Annotated in this window: 13 protein-coding genes, 2 tRNA genes and 1 rRNA gene; 4 read left to right on the top strand and 12 right to left on the bottom strand. The window is 58.0% G+C overall.

The window, feature by feature from the left end; all coding sequences use genetic code 11:
- Positions 1 to 24: 24 nt before the first annotated feature.
- Entirely contained in the window at positions 25 to 2,046 is a 2,022-nt protein-coding gene (rep, locus tag BS626_RS16050) for a DNA helicase Rep (protein ID WP_075183459.1), read from the bottom strand.
- Positions 2,047 to 2,119: 73 nt separating this feature from the next.
- Between rep and ppiC the strand changes: the two genes are divergently transcribed.
- Positions 2,120 to 2,401, top strand: coding sequence for a peptidylprolyl isomerase PpiC (ppiC, locus tag BS626_RS16045; RefSeq protein WP_075183396.1), 282 nt, complete (start codon positions 2,120 to 2,122; stop codon positions 2,399 to 2,401).
- A 48-nt stretch (positions 2,402 to 2,449) separates the two neighbouring features.
- On the opposite strand, the gene ilvC is transcribed toward ppiC, so the two are convergent.
- Positions 2,450 to 3,928 carry a ketol-acid reductoisomerase gene (gene ilvC, locus BS626_RS16040; protein ID WP_075183395.1) on the bottom strand — a complete coding sequence of 493 codons (1,479 nt, stop codon included), beginning with the start codon at positions 3,926 to 3,928 and terminating at the stop codon, positions 2,450 to 2,452.
- 163 nt (positions 3,929 to 4,091) lie between these two features.
- Here ilvC and ilvY point away from each other — a divergent pair, with 163 nt between their 5' ends.
- A complete protein-coding gene (gene ilvY, locus BS626_RS16035; RefSeq protein WP_075183394.1) occupies positions 4,092 to 4,973 on the top strand; it encodes an HTH-type transcriptional activator IlvY in 882 nt (293 codons plus the stop codon).
- A 1-nt stretch (position 4,974) separates the two neighbouring features.
- Here ilvY and ilvA read toward each other — a convergent pair whose 3' ends face one another.
- The 6 genes from ilvA to ilvL form a co-directional block, all read right to left on the bottom strand.
- Positions 4,975 to 6,531 (bottom strand): threonine ammonia-lyase, biosynthetic, encoded by a 1,557-nt coding sequence (gene ilvA / locus BS626_RS16030; protein ID WP_075183458.1) that lies wholly within the window; start codon positions 6,529 to 6,531, stop codon positions 4,975 to 4,977.
- Positions 6,532 to 6,533: 2 nt separating this feature from the next.
- Positions 6,534 to 8,384: a dihydroxy-acid dehydratase gene (gene ilvD, locus BS626_RS16025; RefSeq protein WP_075183393.1), complete on the bottom strand. Its 1,851-nt coding sequence runs from the start codon at positions 8,382 to 8,384 to the stop codon at positions 6,534 to 6,536.
- 66 nt (positions 8,385 to 8,450) lie between these two features.
- Positions 8,451 to 9,380 (bottom strand): branched-chain-amino-acid transaminase, encoded by a 930-nt coding sequence (ilvE, locus tag BS626_RS16020; protein ID WP_075183392.1) that lies wholly within the window; start codon positions 9,378 to 9,380, stop codon positions 8,451 to 8,453.
- 13 nt (positions 9,381 to 9,393) lie between these two features.
- On the bottom strand, positions 9,394 to 9,657 hold the full coding sequence (gene ilvM, locus BS626_RS16015; protein ID WP_075183391.1) for an acetolactate synthase 2 small subunit: 264 nt from the start codon (positions 9,655 to 9,657) through the stop codon (positions 9,394 to 9,396).
- Positions 9,654 to 11,300 (bottom strand): acetolactate synthase 2 catalytic subunit, encoded by a 1,647-nt coding sequence (gene ilvG, locus BS626_RS16010; protein ID WP_075183390.1) that lies wholly within the window; start codon positions 11,298 to 11,300, stop codon positions 9,654 to 9,656. The genes ilvM and ilvG overlap by 4 nt, the downstream gene beginning before the upstream one ends.
- Positions 11,301 to 11,439: 139 nt before the next feature.
- Positions 11,440 to 11,538: an ilv operon leader peptide gene (gene ilvL / locus BS626_RS16005; protein WP_071530467.1), complete on the bottom strand. Its 99-nt coding sequence runs from the start codon at positions 11,536 to 11,538 to the stop codon at positions 11,440 to 11,442.
- A gap of 335 nt (positions 11,539 to 11,873) precedes the next feature.
- Here ilvL and BS626_RS16000 point away from each other — a divergent pair, with 335 nt between their 5' ends.
- Positions 11,874 to 13,394, top strand: coding sequence for a YifB family Mg chelatase-like AAA ATPase (locus BS626_RS16000; RefSeq protein ID WP_075183389.1), 1,521 nt, complete (start codon positions 11,874 to 11,876; stop codon positions 13,392 to 13,394).
- 27 nt (positions 13,395 to 13,421) lie between these two features.
- Here the strand turns inward: BS626_RS16000 and BS626_RS15995 are convergent, their stop codons facing one another.
- The gene (locus BS626_RS15995; protein WP_075183388.1) at positions 13,422 to 13,760 is read right to left on the bottom strand and encodes a DUF413 domain-containing protein; all 339 of its coding nucleotides are present in this window, start codon (positions 13,758 to 13,760) and stop codon (positions 13,422 to 13,424) included.
- Positions 13,761 to 13,881: 121 nt separating this feature from the next.
- Here BS626_RS15995 and hdfR point away from each other — a divergent pair, with 121 nt between their 5' ends.
- Positions 13,882 to 14,709 carry an HTH-type transcriptional regulator HdfR gene (hdfR, locus tag BS626_RS15990; protein WP_075183457.1) on the top strand — a complete coding sequence of 276 codons (828 nt, stop codon included), beginning with the start codon at positions 13,882 to 13,884 and terminating at the stop codon, positions 14,707 to 14,709.
- A gap of 109 nt (positions 14,710 to 14,818) precedes the next feature.
- On the opposite strand, the gene BS626_RS15985 is transcribed toward hdfR, so the two are convergent.
- The 3 genes from BS626_RS15985 to rrf form a co-directional block, all read right to left on the bottom strand.
- Positions 14,819 to 14,894 (bottom strand) — tRNA-Trp (locus BS626_RS15985).
- Positions 14,895 to 14,902: 8 nt separating this feature from the next.
- Positions 14,903 to 14,979 (bottom strand) — tRNA-Asp (locus BS626_RS15980).
- A gap of 102 nt (positions 14,980 to 15,081) precedes the next feature.
- Positions 15,082 to 15,197: ribosomal RNA gene (gene rrf, locus BS626_RS15975) — 5S ribosomal RNA — on the bottom strand.
- Between the last annotated feature and the right edge of the window lie 2 nt (positions 15,198 to 15,199).

Below are 15,199 nucleotides of genomic sequence, written 5' to 3'. Positions count from 1 at the left end.
GTTCACGGCCGCGATCCGCGGCCATCATCCCCCTTTCGATTTATCCAGCATCGCCCGCAGCCCGGCAATCCGGCTCTGGCCGGTTTTCATACGCTCTTCAGCACTGACCACTTTTCGCTGGGTTTCCCACTGTACATCATCCTGCGGCAGTTCCAGCAGAAAGCGGCTGGGCTCCGGACGCACCAGTTCGCCGTACTGCCGCCGCTCGCGACAGAGGGTAAACGTCAGTTCGCGCTGCGCGCGCGTGATGCCCACGTAGGCCAGCCGGCGCTCCTCCTCAACGTTATCTTCGTCAATGCTGCTTTGATGCGGCAGCAGCCCCTCTTCCATTCCGACCAGATAGACATACGGAAACTCGAGGCCTTTAGAAGCGTGGAGGGTCATCAGCTGGACCTGATCCAACTCATCATCACTCTCACCTCGCTCCATCATGTCGCGCAGCGTAAAGCGCGTGACCACTTGGGTCAGCGTCATGGCTTCATCAATGTCGCTGCCCTCAAGCATCTCCGTCATCCACTGAAACAGGGTATTGACGTTCTTCATGCGCATTTCGGCGGCTTTCGGACTGGCGGAGGTTTCAAACAGCCAGCTCTCATAATCGATACCGCGAATCAGATCGCGCACCGCCACGATCGGTTCACGCTCCGCTGCGCTGGCAATCTCCCGCAGCCAGTGGGTGAATTGCTGTAGCGAAGTCAGTCCCCGGCCGGTCAGCGTCTGTTCCAGTCCCATATCGAAGCTGGCGGAGAACAGACTCTTATCGCGCTGGTTAGCCCACTCCCCCAGCTTCTGCAGCGTGGCCGGGCCAATTTCCCGGCGTGGGGTATTCACAATACGTAAAAACGCGCTGTCGTCATCGGGGTTAGTCAACACCCGCAGATAAGCCAGCAAATCCTTAATTTCCGGTCGCGAAAAGAACGACGTCCCGCCCGAAATACGATAGGGAATGCGGTTCTGCATCAACAACTTTTCAAAGACCCGCGACTGGTGGTTGCCGCGATAAAGAATGGCGTAATCTTTGTACTGGGTTTTGTGGATAAAGTGGTGCGCGATCAGCTCACCGGCGACGCGCTCCGCTTCATGGTCCTCGTTATTGGCGGTAATCACTTTGAGCTCGGCGCCGTAGCCCAGTTCGGAAAACAGCCGTTTCTCAAACACGTGCGGATTATTGGCGATCAGGATATTGGCCGCTTTCAGGATCCGCTCAGTCGAACGGTAATTCTGCTCAAGCTTGACCACCTGCAGCGCCGGGAAGTCCTCTTTCAACAGCACCAGGTTTTGCGGCCGCGCTCCGCGCCAGGAGTAAATCGACTGGTCGTCGTCACCCACTACGGTGAACCGCGCTCGCGATCCGACCAGCAGCTTGACCAGTTCGTACTGGCTGGTATTGGTATCCTGGTATTCGTCCACCAGCAGATAACGGATGCGCTGCTGCCAGCGCTCCCGCACTTCTTCGTTGCGCTGCAGTAGCAGGGTAGGCAGCAGGATCAAATCGTCAAAATCCAGCACGTTGCAGGATTTCAGATGCGTATCATAGAGCCCGTAACAGTGGGCAAAAAGACGATCGCGCTCCGACGTCGCCCGCGCTTCGGCGCCGTGCGGATCGATCAGATCGTTCTTCCAGTTAGAGATCGTCGCGATCAGCTGCTGCAGCAGGGCTTTGTCGTTTTCTAACCACCGTTCGGTCAAATCTTTCAGCAGCGCCAGCTGATCCTGATCGTCAAACAGTGAAAAGTTCGCTTTCATCCCCAACGCCTTGTATTCGCGCTTAATGATCTCCAACCCCAGCGTATGAAAAGTCGAGATCATCAGCCCGCGGGCCTCTTTTCGCCCGAGAGTCTGCGCCACGCGCTCCTTCATTTCGCGGGAGGCCTTGTTGGTGAAGGTTACAGCCGCAATATGCCGTACCTGGTAACCACATTCGCGGATCAGGTGCGCAATTTTATTGGTGATTACGCGGGTTTTGCCCGAACCGGCTCCGGCCAGAACCAGGCAGGGCCCGGTGACAAATTCGACGGCATGTTGTTGGCTTGGGTTCAGACGCATAAACAGAATTCGCTCATTGAGGACAGCTGAGATAAAATCGCTCGCCAGTATAACGAACACCCGGGACACGATCATGGCAAAAAAAGCAGCTGCACTGCATATCCTTGTGAAAGAAGAAAAACTGGCGCTGGACCTGCTGGAACAGTTAAAGAACGGCGCGGACTTTGAAAAGCTGGCAAAAAAGCACTCTACCTGTCCGTCAGGCAAGCGCGGGGGAGATTTGGGCGAGTTCCGCCAGGGAGCAATGGTACCCGCTTTTGATAAAGTGGTATTCTCCTGCCCACTGCTGGAGCCTTACGGCCCGCTGCATACCCAGTTTGGCTACCACATCATTAAAGTACTGTACCGCAGCTGATAAAAAAGGCGCCTCACGGCGCCTGTTTATTGCCCTGTAGGAATTAAATTATCCCGCAACGGCGATACGCTTCATGTCTTTCATGTAGCCGCGAAGCTTGCTGCCCACCGCTTCGATTGGGTGGTTGCGAATCGCTTCATTCACGTCGCGCAGCTGCGCATTATCCACCGCATTCCCGGCGGATGCCGCTTTGCCGAGATCGCCGGCCTGCAGCGTGGTCATAAACGCCTGCAGCAACGGTACCGCGGCGAAGGAGAACAAATAGTTACCGTATTCCGCGGTATCGGAAATCACCACGTTCATTTCATACAGACGCTTACGCGCGATTGTATTGGCAATCAGCGGCAGCTCATGCAGTGACTCGTAGTACGCGGATTCTTCAATAATGCCGGCATCTACCATGGTTTCAAACGCCAGCTCCACGCCCGCTTTTACCATCGCCACCATCACCACGCCCTGATCGTAGTACTCCTGCTCGGCAATCTTGCCATCAAACTGCGGCGCGTTTTCAAACGCCGTGCGACCGGTCTCTTCACGCCAGGCCAGCAGTTTCTGGTCATCATTGGCCCAGTCGGCCATCATGCCGGAAGAGAATTCGCCGGAGATGATGTCATCCATGTGCTTCTGGAACAGCGGAGCCATAATGGTTTTCAACTGCTCAGACAGCGCGTAAGCGCGCAGTTTCGCCGGATTAGACAGGCGATCCATCATCAGGGTGATACCGCCAAACTTCAGCGATTCGGTAATGGTTTCCCAGCCAAACTGCAGCAGCTTCTCCGCGTAAGCCGGGTCGGTACCTTCCGCCACCAGCTTATCGAAGCACAGCAATGAGCCGGCCTGCAGCATACCGCACAGAATGGTCTGCTCGCCCATCAGATCTGACTTCACTTCGGCCACGAAGGAGGATTCCAGCACGCCCGCGCGGTGGCCGCCCGTGGCTGCTGCCCAGGCTTTCGCAATTGCCATGCCTTCGCCTTTCGGATCGTTTTCCGGATGCACAGCGATCAGCGTCGGCACGCCAAAGCCGCGCTTGTACTCTTCACGCACCTCGGTGCCCGGGCACTTCGGCGCCACCATCACCACGGTGATATCTTTACGGATGGTTTCGCCGACTTCCACAATATTAAAGCCATGCGAGTACCCCAGCGCCGCGCCGTCTTTCATCAGCGGTTGAACCGCCTGTACCACCGCCGAGTGCTGCTTGTCCGGCGTCAGGTTAATGACCAAATCCGCCTGCGGAATCAGCTCTTCATACGTGCCAACTTTAAAACCGTTTTCCGTGGCCTTACGGAAGGAGGCTCGCTTTTCGGCAATCGCTTCGGCACGCAGGGCATAAGCCACGTCCAGGCCGGAATCGCGCATGTTCAGGCCCTGATTCAGACCCTGAGCACCACAGCCAACAATCACCACTTTTTTGCCTTTCAGGTAGCTGGCCTCGTCCGCAAACTCATCGCGGGACATAAAGCGACATTTACCTAATTGCGCCAGCTGCTGACGCAGGTTCAGGGTATTGAAATAGTTAGCCATGGGAACTCCGTTATTCGGTTGTGTATGCTGTTTTATTCTGTCGATGGGGCCGGTTTGCCGCATCACGATGACTTCATCATATGACAGGACATGCGTTGCTTAAATTGATATATTAACAATCTGTCATTGCACAAAATGAAACATTACGCGAGGGCGGATATCAATGGATTTACGCGATCTGAAACTGTTTCTGCATTTGGCAGAGAGCCGCCATTTTGGCCGCACCGCGCGTGCGATGCACGTCAGCCCCTCCACGCTCTCCCGCCAGATCCAGCGGCTGGAGGAGGATCTCGGTCAGGCGCTGTTTTTACGAGATAATCGCACCGTAACCCTGACCGAGGCCGGCGAATGCCTGCGGCAGTTTGCCCAGCAAACGCTGCTACAGTACCAGCAAATGTGCCACGCGATTGGCCAGAACGGTCCGACGCTCAGCGGCGAGCTGCGCCTGTTTTGCTCGGTTACCGCCGCTTACAGCCATCTGCCACCGATTCTTGACCGCTTTCGCGCCGCCCATCCACTGGTAGAAATTAAGCTGGACACCGGCGATGCCGCCGCCGCGGAGGAGAAAATTCAGTCGGCCGAAGCCGATCTGGCGATTGCCGGCCGACCGGCCAGTTTACCCGCCAGCCTCGACTTTATGCCTCTTGGCCTGATCCCGCTGGTGCTGATTGCCCCGTCGCTGCCCTGCCCGGTTCGTCAGCAGGCGACTGCAGAGCAGCCGGAGTGGAATGCGATCCCCTTTATTCTGCCGGATCAGGGGCCAGCCCGCCGCCGTATTGAGCTCTGGTTCCGTCGCCATCGCATCAGTAATCCGCTCATTTACGCCACGGTCTCCGGACATGAGGCAATCGTCTCGATGGTCGCGCTGGGCTGTGGTATCGCGCTGCTACCGGAGGTGGTGCTGGAGAACAGCCCTGAGCCGGTCCGCAATCGCGTACTGGTGCTGAACAATCTGGAATCGGTTGAGCCGTTTGAGCTCGGCGTGTGCGTACAAAAAAAGCGGCTCGGGGAGCCGCTGATTGATGCGTTTTGGCGATTACTGTAGCTCAGCCTACGGCGTTACCACCGAGAAAGAAGCGAAACGCCGGATTCTGGCTCTCATCGTGAAAATCGTAGCCGAGATCGGTCAGGTGCTTTTCAAAACGCGGCTCGTCGTCGCTCAGTTCAAATGCCGCCAGCACGCGACCGTAGTCGGTACCGTGGCTGCGGTAGTGAAACAGCGAGATATTCCAGTGGGTTCCCAGCGTCTGTAAAAACTTCAGCAGCGCGCCGGGTGCCTCCGGAAATTCAAAGCTGAACAGCCGTTCGCGCAGCGGCTTCGACGGACGCCCGCCGACCATATAGCGCACGTGCAGCTTAGCCATTTCGTCATCCGACAAATCCACGACCTGATAGCCGCTTTCCCCCAGCTGATTGATGATCTCGTGGCGCTCCTCCAATCCGCGCGTTAGCCTGACGCCCACAAAGATGCAGGCATTGTCCGCATCGGCATAGCGGTAGTTAAACTCGGTGACCGCACGTCCCCCCAGCACCTGACAGAAGGTCAGAAAGCTGCCCGGTTGCTCAGGGATGGTGACCGCCAGCAGCGCCTCACGCTGCTCGCCCAGCTCACAGCGTTCGGAAACGTAGCGCAGGCCGTGGAAGTTGACGTTCGCACCTGACAGCACGTGCGCCAGCCGCTCGCCCTGAATGGCATGCTGATGGATATATTTTTTCATCCCCGCCAGCGCCAGCGCGCCCGAGGGTTCAGCCACGGCCCGCACGTCCTCAAACAGATCCTTCATGGCAGCGCAGATAGCGTCGCTATCCACCGTGACGATATCATCGAGATACTGCTGGCAAAGGCGAAATGTTTCTTCTCCAATCCGCTTCACTGCAACACCTTCGGCAAACAGCCCGACGCGCGGCAGATCAACCGGATGCCCCGCGTCCAGCGCCGCTTTCAGACAGGCTGAATCCTGAGCCTCTACCGCAATCACCTTGATTTGCGGCATCAGCTGCTTAATCAGCACCGCCACGCCGGCCGCCAGGCCGCCGCCGCCGACCGGAACGAAAACGCGATCGAGATGTGCATCCTGCTGAAGCAGCTCCATCGCCAGCGTGCCCTGCCCGGCGATCACCGCCGGATGATCAAACGGTGGCACAAAGGTTAAGCCCTGCTGCTGCGCCAGCTCGATCGCCTTGGCTTTCGCCTCATCAAAATTGGCCCCGTACAGGAAAGCCTCACCGCCAAACCCGCGCACCGCATCCACTTTAATGTCCGCGGTTGTGACCGGCATCACGATCAGCGATTTTATGCCCAGCTTGCTGGCCGACAGTGCCACGCCCTGGGCATGATTGCCGGCCGACGCGGTGACCACTCCGCGCGCCTGTTGTGCTTCGCTCAGGCCGGCAATCATGGCGTAGGCACCACGCAGCTTAAAACTGTGCACCGGTTGACGATCTTCTCGCTTCACGAGGATGGTGTTGCCCAGCCGCGTGGAGAGCTTCTCCATGATTTGCAGCGGCGTCACCTGCGCGATCTCATACACCGGCGAGCGCAGCACCGCGCGCAGATACTCGGCGCCGCCGGGCGCGTCGGGTAGGGGTTGAGACTCTGCCATCATTAGCCTCCCAGCTTGCTCTTGTCACGCACCGCGCCCTTGTCCGCGCTGGTGGCCAGCGTAGCGTAAGCGCGCAGGGCAAACGACACCGCACGTTCCCGCGAGTGCGGAGTCCAGGCGGCGTCTCCGCGCGCCGCTTCCGCCTCGCGACGGGCGTGCAGTTCGCTGTCCGCCACGTCCAGCACCATGCTGCGCTGCGGAATATCAATGTTGATCATATCGCCATCGCGCACCAGCGCGATATCACCGCCGCTGGCCGCTTCCGGCGAGACGTGACCAATCGAGAGACCCGACGTACCGCCGGAAAAGCGCCCGTCGGTAATCAGCGCGCACTGCTTCCCAAGCCCCATCGATTTCAGATAGGTGGTGGGATAGAGCATCTCCTGCATCCCCGGTCCGCCCTTCGGTCCTTCGTAGCGAATCACCACGACATCGCCCGCCACCACTTTACCGCCGAGGATCGCCTCCACCGCGTCTTCCTGGCTTTCATACACTTTGGCCGGCCCGCGGAAGGTCAGGTTCTCTTCATCCACGCCGGCGGTTTTTACAATACAGCCATCCTGCGCCAGGTTGCCATACAGCACTGCCAGACCACCGTCCTGACTAAAGGCGTGTTCTTTTGTACGGATACAGCCCTGCTGACGATCATCATCGAGCGTATCCCAGCGACAATTCTGCGAAAAAGCCTGCGTGGTACGGATCCCGGCAGGACCGGCGCGGAACATCGTTTTCACCGCCTCGTCCTGAGTAAGCATGATGTCATACTGATCCAGCGTCTCGCGCAGCGTCGTCCCGAGCACGTTTGGCACATCAGTCTTCAGCAGGCCGGCGCGGTCCAACTCACCAAGAATACCGATCACCCCGCCGGCGCGATGGACGTCTTCCATATGGTATTTCTGCGTGCTTGGAGCCACTTTGCACAGATGCGGCACATGGCGCGACAGGCGGTCGATATCCGAAATATTGAACTCGACCTCTCCCTCCTGCGCAGCGGCCAGCAGGTGCAGAACGGTATTGGTCGAGCCGCCCATAGCTATGTCCAGCGTCATGGCATTCTCAAAGGCGGTTTTGCTGGCGATATTGCGCGGCAGTACGCTCTCATCATCCTGCTCATAATAGCGCTTTGCCAGGCCAACAATGCGCTTACCGGCGTTGATAAACAGCTGCTTACGATCGGCATGGGTCGCCAACAGCGAGCCGTTGCCGGGCTGCGACAGCCCCAGCGCCTCGGTCAGGCAGTTCATGGAGTTCGCGGTGAACATGCCTGAGCAGGAGCCGCAGGTCGGGCAGGCGGAACGCTCGATTTGCTCGCTTTCCGCGTCCGATACGTTCGGATTAGCGCCCTGAATCATCGCATCGACCAGGTCCAGCTTGATGATCTGATCGGACAACTTGGTTTTCCCCGCCTCCATGGGACCACCGGAGACAAAAATGGCCGGAATGTTCAGACGCATTGCGGCCATCAGCATACCCGGCGTGATTTTGTCGCAGTTGGAGATACACACCATCGCGTCAGCGCAGTGGGCGTTAACCATATACTCCACTGAATCGGCAATCAGCTCGCGCGACGGCAGCGAGTAGAGCATGCCACCGTGTCCCATGGCGATACCGTCGTCGACGGCAATGGTGTTGAACTCTTTGGCCACGCCGCCGGCGGCTTCAATCTGCTCGGCGACCAGCTTACCCAGATCGCGCAGGTGCACGTGGCCCGGGACAAATTGGGTGAAGGAGTTGACCACGGCGATAATCGGCTTGCCGAAATCGTCATCGGTCATTCCAGTGGCGCGCCATAGCGCGCGGGCGCCCGCCATGTTGCGGCCGTGTGTGGTAGTGGCGGAACGGTACTTAGGCATGCTCGGTATACTCCAGTCTGTACGGAATGCGGGCCACTGCTGTCGCCCGCGAATAGCAATAAAAACTTAGCGGTCGACCTGATCCAGCCAGCCCCATTTGTCTTCGGTTTTGCCGGTAAACAGACCGAAGAAGGCCTCCTGAATGCGCTGCGTCACCGGACCACGTTTACCGGCGCCCACCTGGATGCCATCCACGCTGCGGACCGGCGTGATCTCCGCTGCGGTGCCGGACATAAAGACCTCATCGGACAGATAGAGCGACTCCCTTGACAGCACCTGCTCACGCACTTCAATACCCAGGTCTTTCGCCAGGGTGATAATCGCATCGCGGGTAATGCCCGGCAGTGCGGACGAGGTGAACGGCGGGGTAAACAGCACACCGTCCTTCACTTCAAACAGGTTTTCACCGGCGCCTTCAGAGATGTAACCGTGCGTATCCAGTGCGATCCCTTCCTGATAGCCATGACGTCGTGCTTCGCTGCCAACCAGCAGCGAAGAGAGATAGTTACCACCGGCTTTCGCCGCGGTTGGCAGCGTGTTAGGCGCCACGCGGTTCCAGGAAGAAACCATCGCATCGATCCCCTGCTCCAGCGCTTCGGCCCCCAGATAGGCCCCCCACGGGAACGCCGCGATGATCACGTCAGTCTGATAGCCATCCGGCGGATTGACCCCCAGCCCCACATCGCCGACAAACGCCAGCGGGCGGATATACGCGCTCTTCAGGTTATTTTTACGCAGCACGTCGCGACAGGCGTCCATCAGCTGATCAACGCTGTAAGGCAGTGGGAAACGGTAGATTTTGGCTGAATCATGCAGACGCTGCATGTGCTCACGATGGCGAAACACCACCGGGCCCAGATGAGAGTCGTAGCAGCGCACACCTTCAAACACGGACGTACCGTAATGCAGGGCGTGAGACATTACGCTGACTTTAGCCTCCTCCCACTTCACCATCTCGCCGTTAAACCAAATAAAGTCAGCTTTTTTCGTGCTCATACTCTGTTCCTTGTTACGCGTGTGCGCGGATATGTTGTGTTGTCTGTTGTTGTACCTGAACGCAAGCGACGTCCATCAGCTTGCTCAGTTGCGTTGACAGTAAATCGACAGGCCGCTGGCTGGCAACGGTCAATTCGATATTAATGCTGTCAGCGTCATGCGCCGATGCCATATTCATCGCGCAGACCTGAAAACCGCGATGGCGAACCACGCGCAAAATGCGCTCCAGTATTTCCGGGCGAAAACGGGCTTCGATAGACAATTGATGCTGATTCATGCGGTTTTCTCCATCATGTTTGCATTACTGGCGCCCGGTGGTACCAGCGGCCAGACGTTTTCATGCTCGTCGATCGAGACATGCAGCATGTAAGGCCCATCGCTATTCAGCAGAGCGTCTAATGCGGCGTCGACCTGGTCTTTACGGGTCACGCGCTGGCCAGGGATATCAAATGCGCTGGCCAGCGTCAGGAAATCGGGATTATCAGAGAGATTGGTTTCACTGTAGCGCTCAGCAAAGAACAGCTGCTGCCACTGGCGCACCATGCCCAGCCGCTGGTTATCCAGCAGCACAATTTTTAACGGCAGCTGCTTGCGCTTAAGGGTACCCAGCTCCTGCACATTCATCATGAATGAGCCATCGCCCGACACGCAAATCACCGTATCGTGAGGGCGCGCCACCTGCGCACCCACTGCGGCGGGCAGGCCAAACCCCATCGTTCCCAAGCCGCTGGAGGTGATGAAATCTTCCGGTGCATCCACCTGGATATGCTGTGCAGCCCACATTTGATGCTGACCAACGTCGGTCGTGATCACCGTGCGGGCCGGTTTACGGTCGGAGAGCTGCTTAAGGAACAGCGGGGCAAAAATGGCCTCACCGGGATGATCGTAGCGCCAGGCGTGCTCGCTTTTGAGCCGCTGCACGTCGCGCTGCCACGCCGCAATCGTCAGTGGCTGAGCCAGCGCGGGTAACAGCGCGTTCAGGTCGCCGCGCAGGCTGACGTGCGCCTGACGTAGCTTATTCAACTCTGCCGGGTCGATATCCAGATGGATCACCTGCGCGTGCGGTGCAAACGTGTTCAGCTTACCGGTGACACGATCATCAAACCGCGCGCCAACGGCGATCAGCAGATCGCACGCCTGCACGGCGAGGTTGGCCGCTTTGGTGCCGTGCATCCCCAGCATGCCAAGATAGTGTGGATCATCGGCTCCGATCGCGCCCAGCCCCTTCAGCGTCACTACGCTTGGAATACCGGTCGCCTGCACCAGCTCGCGCAGGGCCGGTACCGCCTGAGCCATGCCAACGCCGCCGCCAATGTATAAAACCGGCTTTGCCGCATCGGCCAGCATGGCTCGCGCCTGCTGCAGCTCCGCGGTGGGGAAGTCATGGTGCTCTTCAACGGGCAGCAGGTGGGGTGGCAAATCGCCGCAGGCCAGTTGTATATCTTTAGGGATATCAACCAGCACCGGCCCGGGACGTCCCGATACCGCAATGGCGAAGGCTTCCGCCATCACCGCCGGCAATTCGTCCAGCGACGACACCAGGAAGCTATGTTTGGTGCAAGCCAGCGACAGTCCGAGGACATCAATTTCCTGAAAAGCATCGGTGCCGATCAGCGGGGAGGCTACCTGACCGGTGATGGCAACCACCGGAATGGAGTCCATCATCGCGTCGGCCAGTCCGGTAATCAGGTTAGTGGCACCGGGACCGGAGGTAGCGATGCACACCCCGACCTTGCCGGTTGCGCGGGCAAAGCCTATCGCTGCCATCACCGCACCTTGTTCATGGCGGCACAGTAGATGGTCAACACCGCCGTCGTAGAGCGCATCATACACCGGCATAATCGCCCCACCGGGGTAGCCGAATACCGTATCAACCCCCTGCGCACGCAACGCCTGAACCACCCACTGAGCACCATTCATAGTTATTCCCCCGCCTCTTTTCGGGAAAAACAGCATTTTATTCTACTGTTCATCTTTCATCCCTCTGTCATGAAAACCCTGAAAATAAAAAACCCCCGGACCTGTCGGTGCGGGGGTTCTTTGAATTCAGACTTGATTTTTAAGCCTTTCTTTCTCCGAGTGCAGCCCCGCACGGTGGGATAATAATCACCACCACGCTAATTACGACCAGGCTAATCACGCGTAGAAGGGCTGTCATTGTCGGTTTAAAAACTTATCAGTTCGAAGTAATGCCTACAGAGTTATCACAGTTATCCTTCAGATGGCAATTTTTTTTCATGTTCACGCGGTTATCCCGAGCTGCATATTGCTATCAACCTAATGATTAACAGAGATATATACCCGGCCATGAGAATTTTTCATTTTTACCCTGCCGACGGACATCATCCGCCGTGGCAATAGCTGCTCACCTATCGCGTGCCGCACCGACAAGCCTGGTGAAACTTTTGGAAGACGCTGCGCAAAGCGGAACACGAGCGCTGTTCAGCGCCGATGACGGAGGCCACACTGGCGCGCCGTCAACAGGAGAAGAGCATGTCACTAGCTACGGTATATACGCGCGCCGCATTTGGAATGCAGGCGCCGCTGGTGTCGGTGGAAGCCCACGTCAGCGGTGGGCTGCCGGCAATGACGCTGGTGGGCCTGCCGGAAAAAACCGTCAAAGAAGCCCGCGATCGCGTTCGCAGCGCCCTGCTTAACAGCGGCTTTCGCTTTCCCTCCCAGCGGCTGACCATTAATTTAGCACCGGCAGACTTGCCCAAAGAGGGGGGGCGCTACGATCTGCCGATTGCGCTGGCCATCCTCGCCGCTTCCGCTCAGCTGCCGGCTGAACGGCTCGCTCAACTGGAGTTTCTCGGAGAATTGACGCTGCATGGGGGATTAAAGGGAGTGCAGGGCGCGATTCCCGCTGCCCTGGCCGCTCATCAGGACGGCCGTGCCCTGATCATCGCCGGGGACAACAGCGCAGAGATCGGTTTGATTCAGTCCGGTGAGCACCGCATCGCCGGACACCTGCTTGAAGTCTGCGCCTTCCTGCGCGGTGAGGATAATCTTCCCAGCGCAGCGGCCTCACCGCCCTCACCGGCCGTTTGCGACGGCGATCTCAGTGAAATTATTGGTCAACACCAGGCACGCAGAGCGCTGGAGGTGGCGGCGGCAGGGGGACATAATCTGCTGTTCATTGGGCCTCCGGGGACCGGTAAAACGATGCTGGCCTCCAGGCTGCCTGCGCTGCTACCGCCGCTGGATGAGCAGCAGGCGCTGGAGTCTGCCGCGCTGTACAGCCTGATCGGGCCCGGAACCGCGCGTCCGGCATGGCGACAGCGTCCCTTTCGGGCGCCACACCACAGCGCCACGCTGCATGCGCTGGTCGGCGGAGGTACTATCCCCCGACCCGGCGAGATCTCACTTGCCCATCACGGCGTGTTGTTTCTGGATGAGCTCCCGGAGTTTCAACGCCACACGCTGGACGCGCTGCGACAGCCGCTGGAAGCGGGAAGCATCACCCTCTCCCGCGCACGAGCCAGCGTGACCTTCCCCGCCCGCTTTCAGCTGATTGCAGCGATGAATCCCAGTCCGGGCGGACACTATACCGGCGCACACAATCGTGCTTCTCCGCGGCAGGTGCTGCGCTATCTGAATAAGCTCTCCGGCCCCTTGCTCGATCGTTTTGATCTGTCACTGGAGGTTCCTCTGCTCCCACCCGGCACGCTCAGCAAGCCGCGAGATGAAGTGGAGAACAGTGCCAGCGTGGCAGCGCGAGTGGCGCAGGTTCGCGAGCGGCAGCTGGCGCGAGCAGGAAAGGTAAACGCCTGGATGAACAATGCGGACATCAGCCGGTACTGCGCGATCGCCAGCGCAGACGCCCGCTGGCTGGAAGAGGCACTATACGCGCTGGGACTGTCGGTACGCGCCTGGCAGCGGCTACTGCGGGTATCCCGCACGCTGGCGGATTTAGACGGTCAGGAGAAGATACAGCGCGCGCATTTGATGGAAGCCGTCGCCTATCGCGGGATCGATCGCTTGCTGTTGCAACTCTACCAACAGCTGGAATAAAAAAAAGGGGCCGTGAGGCCCCGTTAATTAATCATCGCTGTCGCTGTAGTCTTCCACACCTTCCATCTGTGGTTTACCACCAGAAAGGGTGTGAAAACGTTTGGGACGCTTAATGCGGGACATGTACTTGCTCCATACCCGCTCAGCTTCCGTATGCGGCTCCCGAATACCGCGGCACACCTCAATAAATAAACGCTCTTCTTCCGTCACCGGCTCGCGTTTAGCAAGGTCCAATTCGTTAAATGCGTATCCGTGACGCTCAAGAAGCTGCGCTTCTTTGATGGTAAAATCGCCGTGGCGTGAGAAACCACGCGGGTAGTGCTTGTTATCAAAAAAACGGTTGGTTGTTGCGAAGCTTTCCGCCATTTTACACGCTCCTAACTCTTTTATGGCCGTGCTATTTATGGCGCGGAGTATTAGATAGGCTTGACAGAGTGTAAAACAAAACATTTAAATCATCTCGACAAACATTTTTTGGGGGATGACCGTGGATACAGAATTACTAAAAACCTTCCTGGAAGTCAGTCGGACGCGACATTTTGGGCGCGCGGCCGAAGCACTTTACCTCACACAATCTGCGGTAAGCTTTCGCATACGCCAGCTGGAAAATCAGCTGGGTGTAAATCTGTTTACGCGCCATCGTAATAATATCCGGCTCACTTCCGCCGGTGAGCGCCTGCTTCCCTACGCTGAAACATTAATGAATACCTGGACGATGGCGCGCAAAGAGGTGTCGCATACGCAGGAGCACAATGAGCTGTCCATTGGCGCCAGCGCTTCGCTGTGGGAAGCCTATCTCACTCCCTGGCTACAGACCCTGTATGAAACCCGCGAAAATCTGCATCTGGAGGCGCGTGTGGCGCAGCGGCAGTTACTGGTTAAGCAGCTGCACGAAAGGCAGTTAGACCTGCTGATAACCACGGAGGCGCCCAAAATGGATGAACTGACCAGCCAGCAGGTGGGCCATATCTCATTAACGCTTTTCCGCTCGCGTCAGAGCGAAAAGCGCGAGAAGTATCCCTACATCAAGGTGGAATGGGGCGCCGACTTTCATCAGCACGAGGGTTATCTGGCCGGGGCGGATGATCTTCCGATCCTGACCACCACCTCGGCCAGCCTGACGCGTCAAATGCTGGCCACGACGGCGGCCTGTGCGTTTCTGCCCGAAGGCTGGGGAAAGGTATACGAAGATCTGATGCCGGTGGCGAATACGCCCACCGCCGTAAGACCGCTTTATGCCGTCTGGCTGCAAAATAGCGATCAGCAGGCATCTATTCGCCAGTTATTAAAACAGCCAGTGGCAGTGAACGGGTAGATAGTGTGGAGAGGGCTGCCCAGGCAGCCCGCTTCTGTAGCCACTGTGTGCCGGCAGCGGATCGTCAGGCAAAAAAAAATCCTTTGCCTGAGCAAAGGATTCTAAATTCTGGCAGGGGCGGAGGGACTCGAACCCCCAACACCCGGTTTTGGAGACCGGTGCTCTACCAATTGAACTACGCCCCTAAATAGGGTGGCGGAACGGACGGGGCTCGAACCCGCGACCCCCTGCGTGACAGGCAGGTATTCTAACCAACTGAACTACCGCTCCACCGATTCTGTACTGATGCCCGCTATTGCGTGCGTGCTTCAGGTAACTCGCCCGATTCGCGTCACCGAAACGGTCATGACCAGCGTCTGGTCGTAATTTGATGCCTGGCAGTTCCCTACTCTCGCATGGGGAGGCCCCACACTACCATCGGCGCTACGGCGTTTCACTTCTGAGTTCGGCATGGGGTCAGGTGGGACCACCGCGCTACAGCCGCCAGGCA

It is taken from the genome of Pantoea sp. 1.19 (assembly GCF_001922585.1).
Lineage (GTDB): Bacteria > Pseudomonadota > Gammaproteobacteria > Enterobacterales > Enterobacteriaceae > 1-19.
The sequence above is the reverse complement of the archived record's forward strand: the minus strand, read 5'-3'. Positions and strand labels throughout refer to the sequence as shown.

Bases quoted from the DNA above. Each gene is read 5' to 3' on its own strand.
- ilvG (WP_075183390.1), bottom strand. From the start codon at position 11,300: ATGAATGGTGCTCAGTGGGTGGTTCAGGCGTTGCGTGCGCAGGGGGTT.
- ilvC (WP_075183395.1), bottom strand. From the start codon at position 3,928: ATGGCTAACTATTTCAATACCCTGAACCTGCGTCAGCAGCTGGCGCAA.
- rep (WP_075183459.1), bottom strand. From the start codon at position 2,046: ATGCGTCTGAACCCAAGCCAACAACATGCCGTCGAATTTGTCACCGGG.
- ilvM (WP_075183391.1), bottom strand. From the start codon at position 9,657: ATGAATCAGCATCAATTGTCTATCGAAGCCCGTTTTCGCCCGGAAATA.
- ilvE (WP_075183392.1), bottom strand. From the start codon at position 9,380: ATGAGCACGAAAAAAGCTGACTTTATTTGGTTTAACGGCGAGATGGTG.
- BS626_RS15995 (WP_075183388.1), bottom strand. From the start codon at position 13,760: ATGGCGGAAAGCTTCGCAACAACCAACCGTTTTTTTGATAACAAGCAC.
- ilvA (WP_075183458.1), bottom strand. From the start codon at position 6,531: ATGGCAGAGTCTCAACCCCTACCCGACGCGCCCGGCGGCGCCGAGTAT.
- BS626_RS16000 (WP_075183389.1), top strand. From the start codon at position 11,874: ATGTCACTAGCTACGGTATATACGCGCGCCGCATTTGGAATGCAGGCG.
- ilvD (WP_075183393.1), bottom strand. From the start codon at position 8,384: ATGCCTAAGTACCGTTCCGCCACTACCACACACGGCCGCAACATGGCG.
- ilvL (WP_071530467.1), bottom strand. From the start codon at position 11,538: ATGACAGCCCTTCTACGCGTGATTAGCCTGGTCGTAATTAGCGTGGTG.
- ppiC (WP_075183396.1), top strand. From the start codon at position 2,120: ATGGCAAAAAAAGCAGCTGCACTGCATATCCTTGTGAAAGAAGAAAAA.
- ilvY (WP_075183394.1), top strand. From the start codon at position 4,092: ATGGATTTACGCGATCTGAAACTGTTTCTGCATTTGGCAGAGAGCCGC.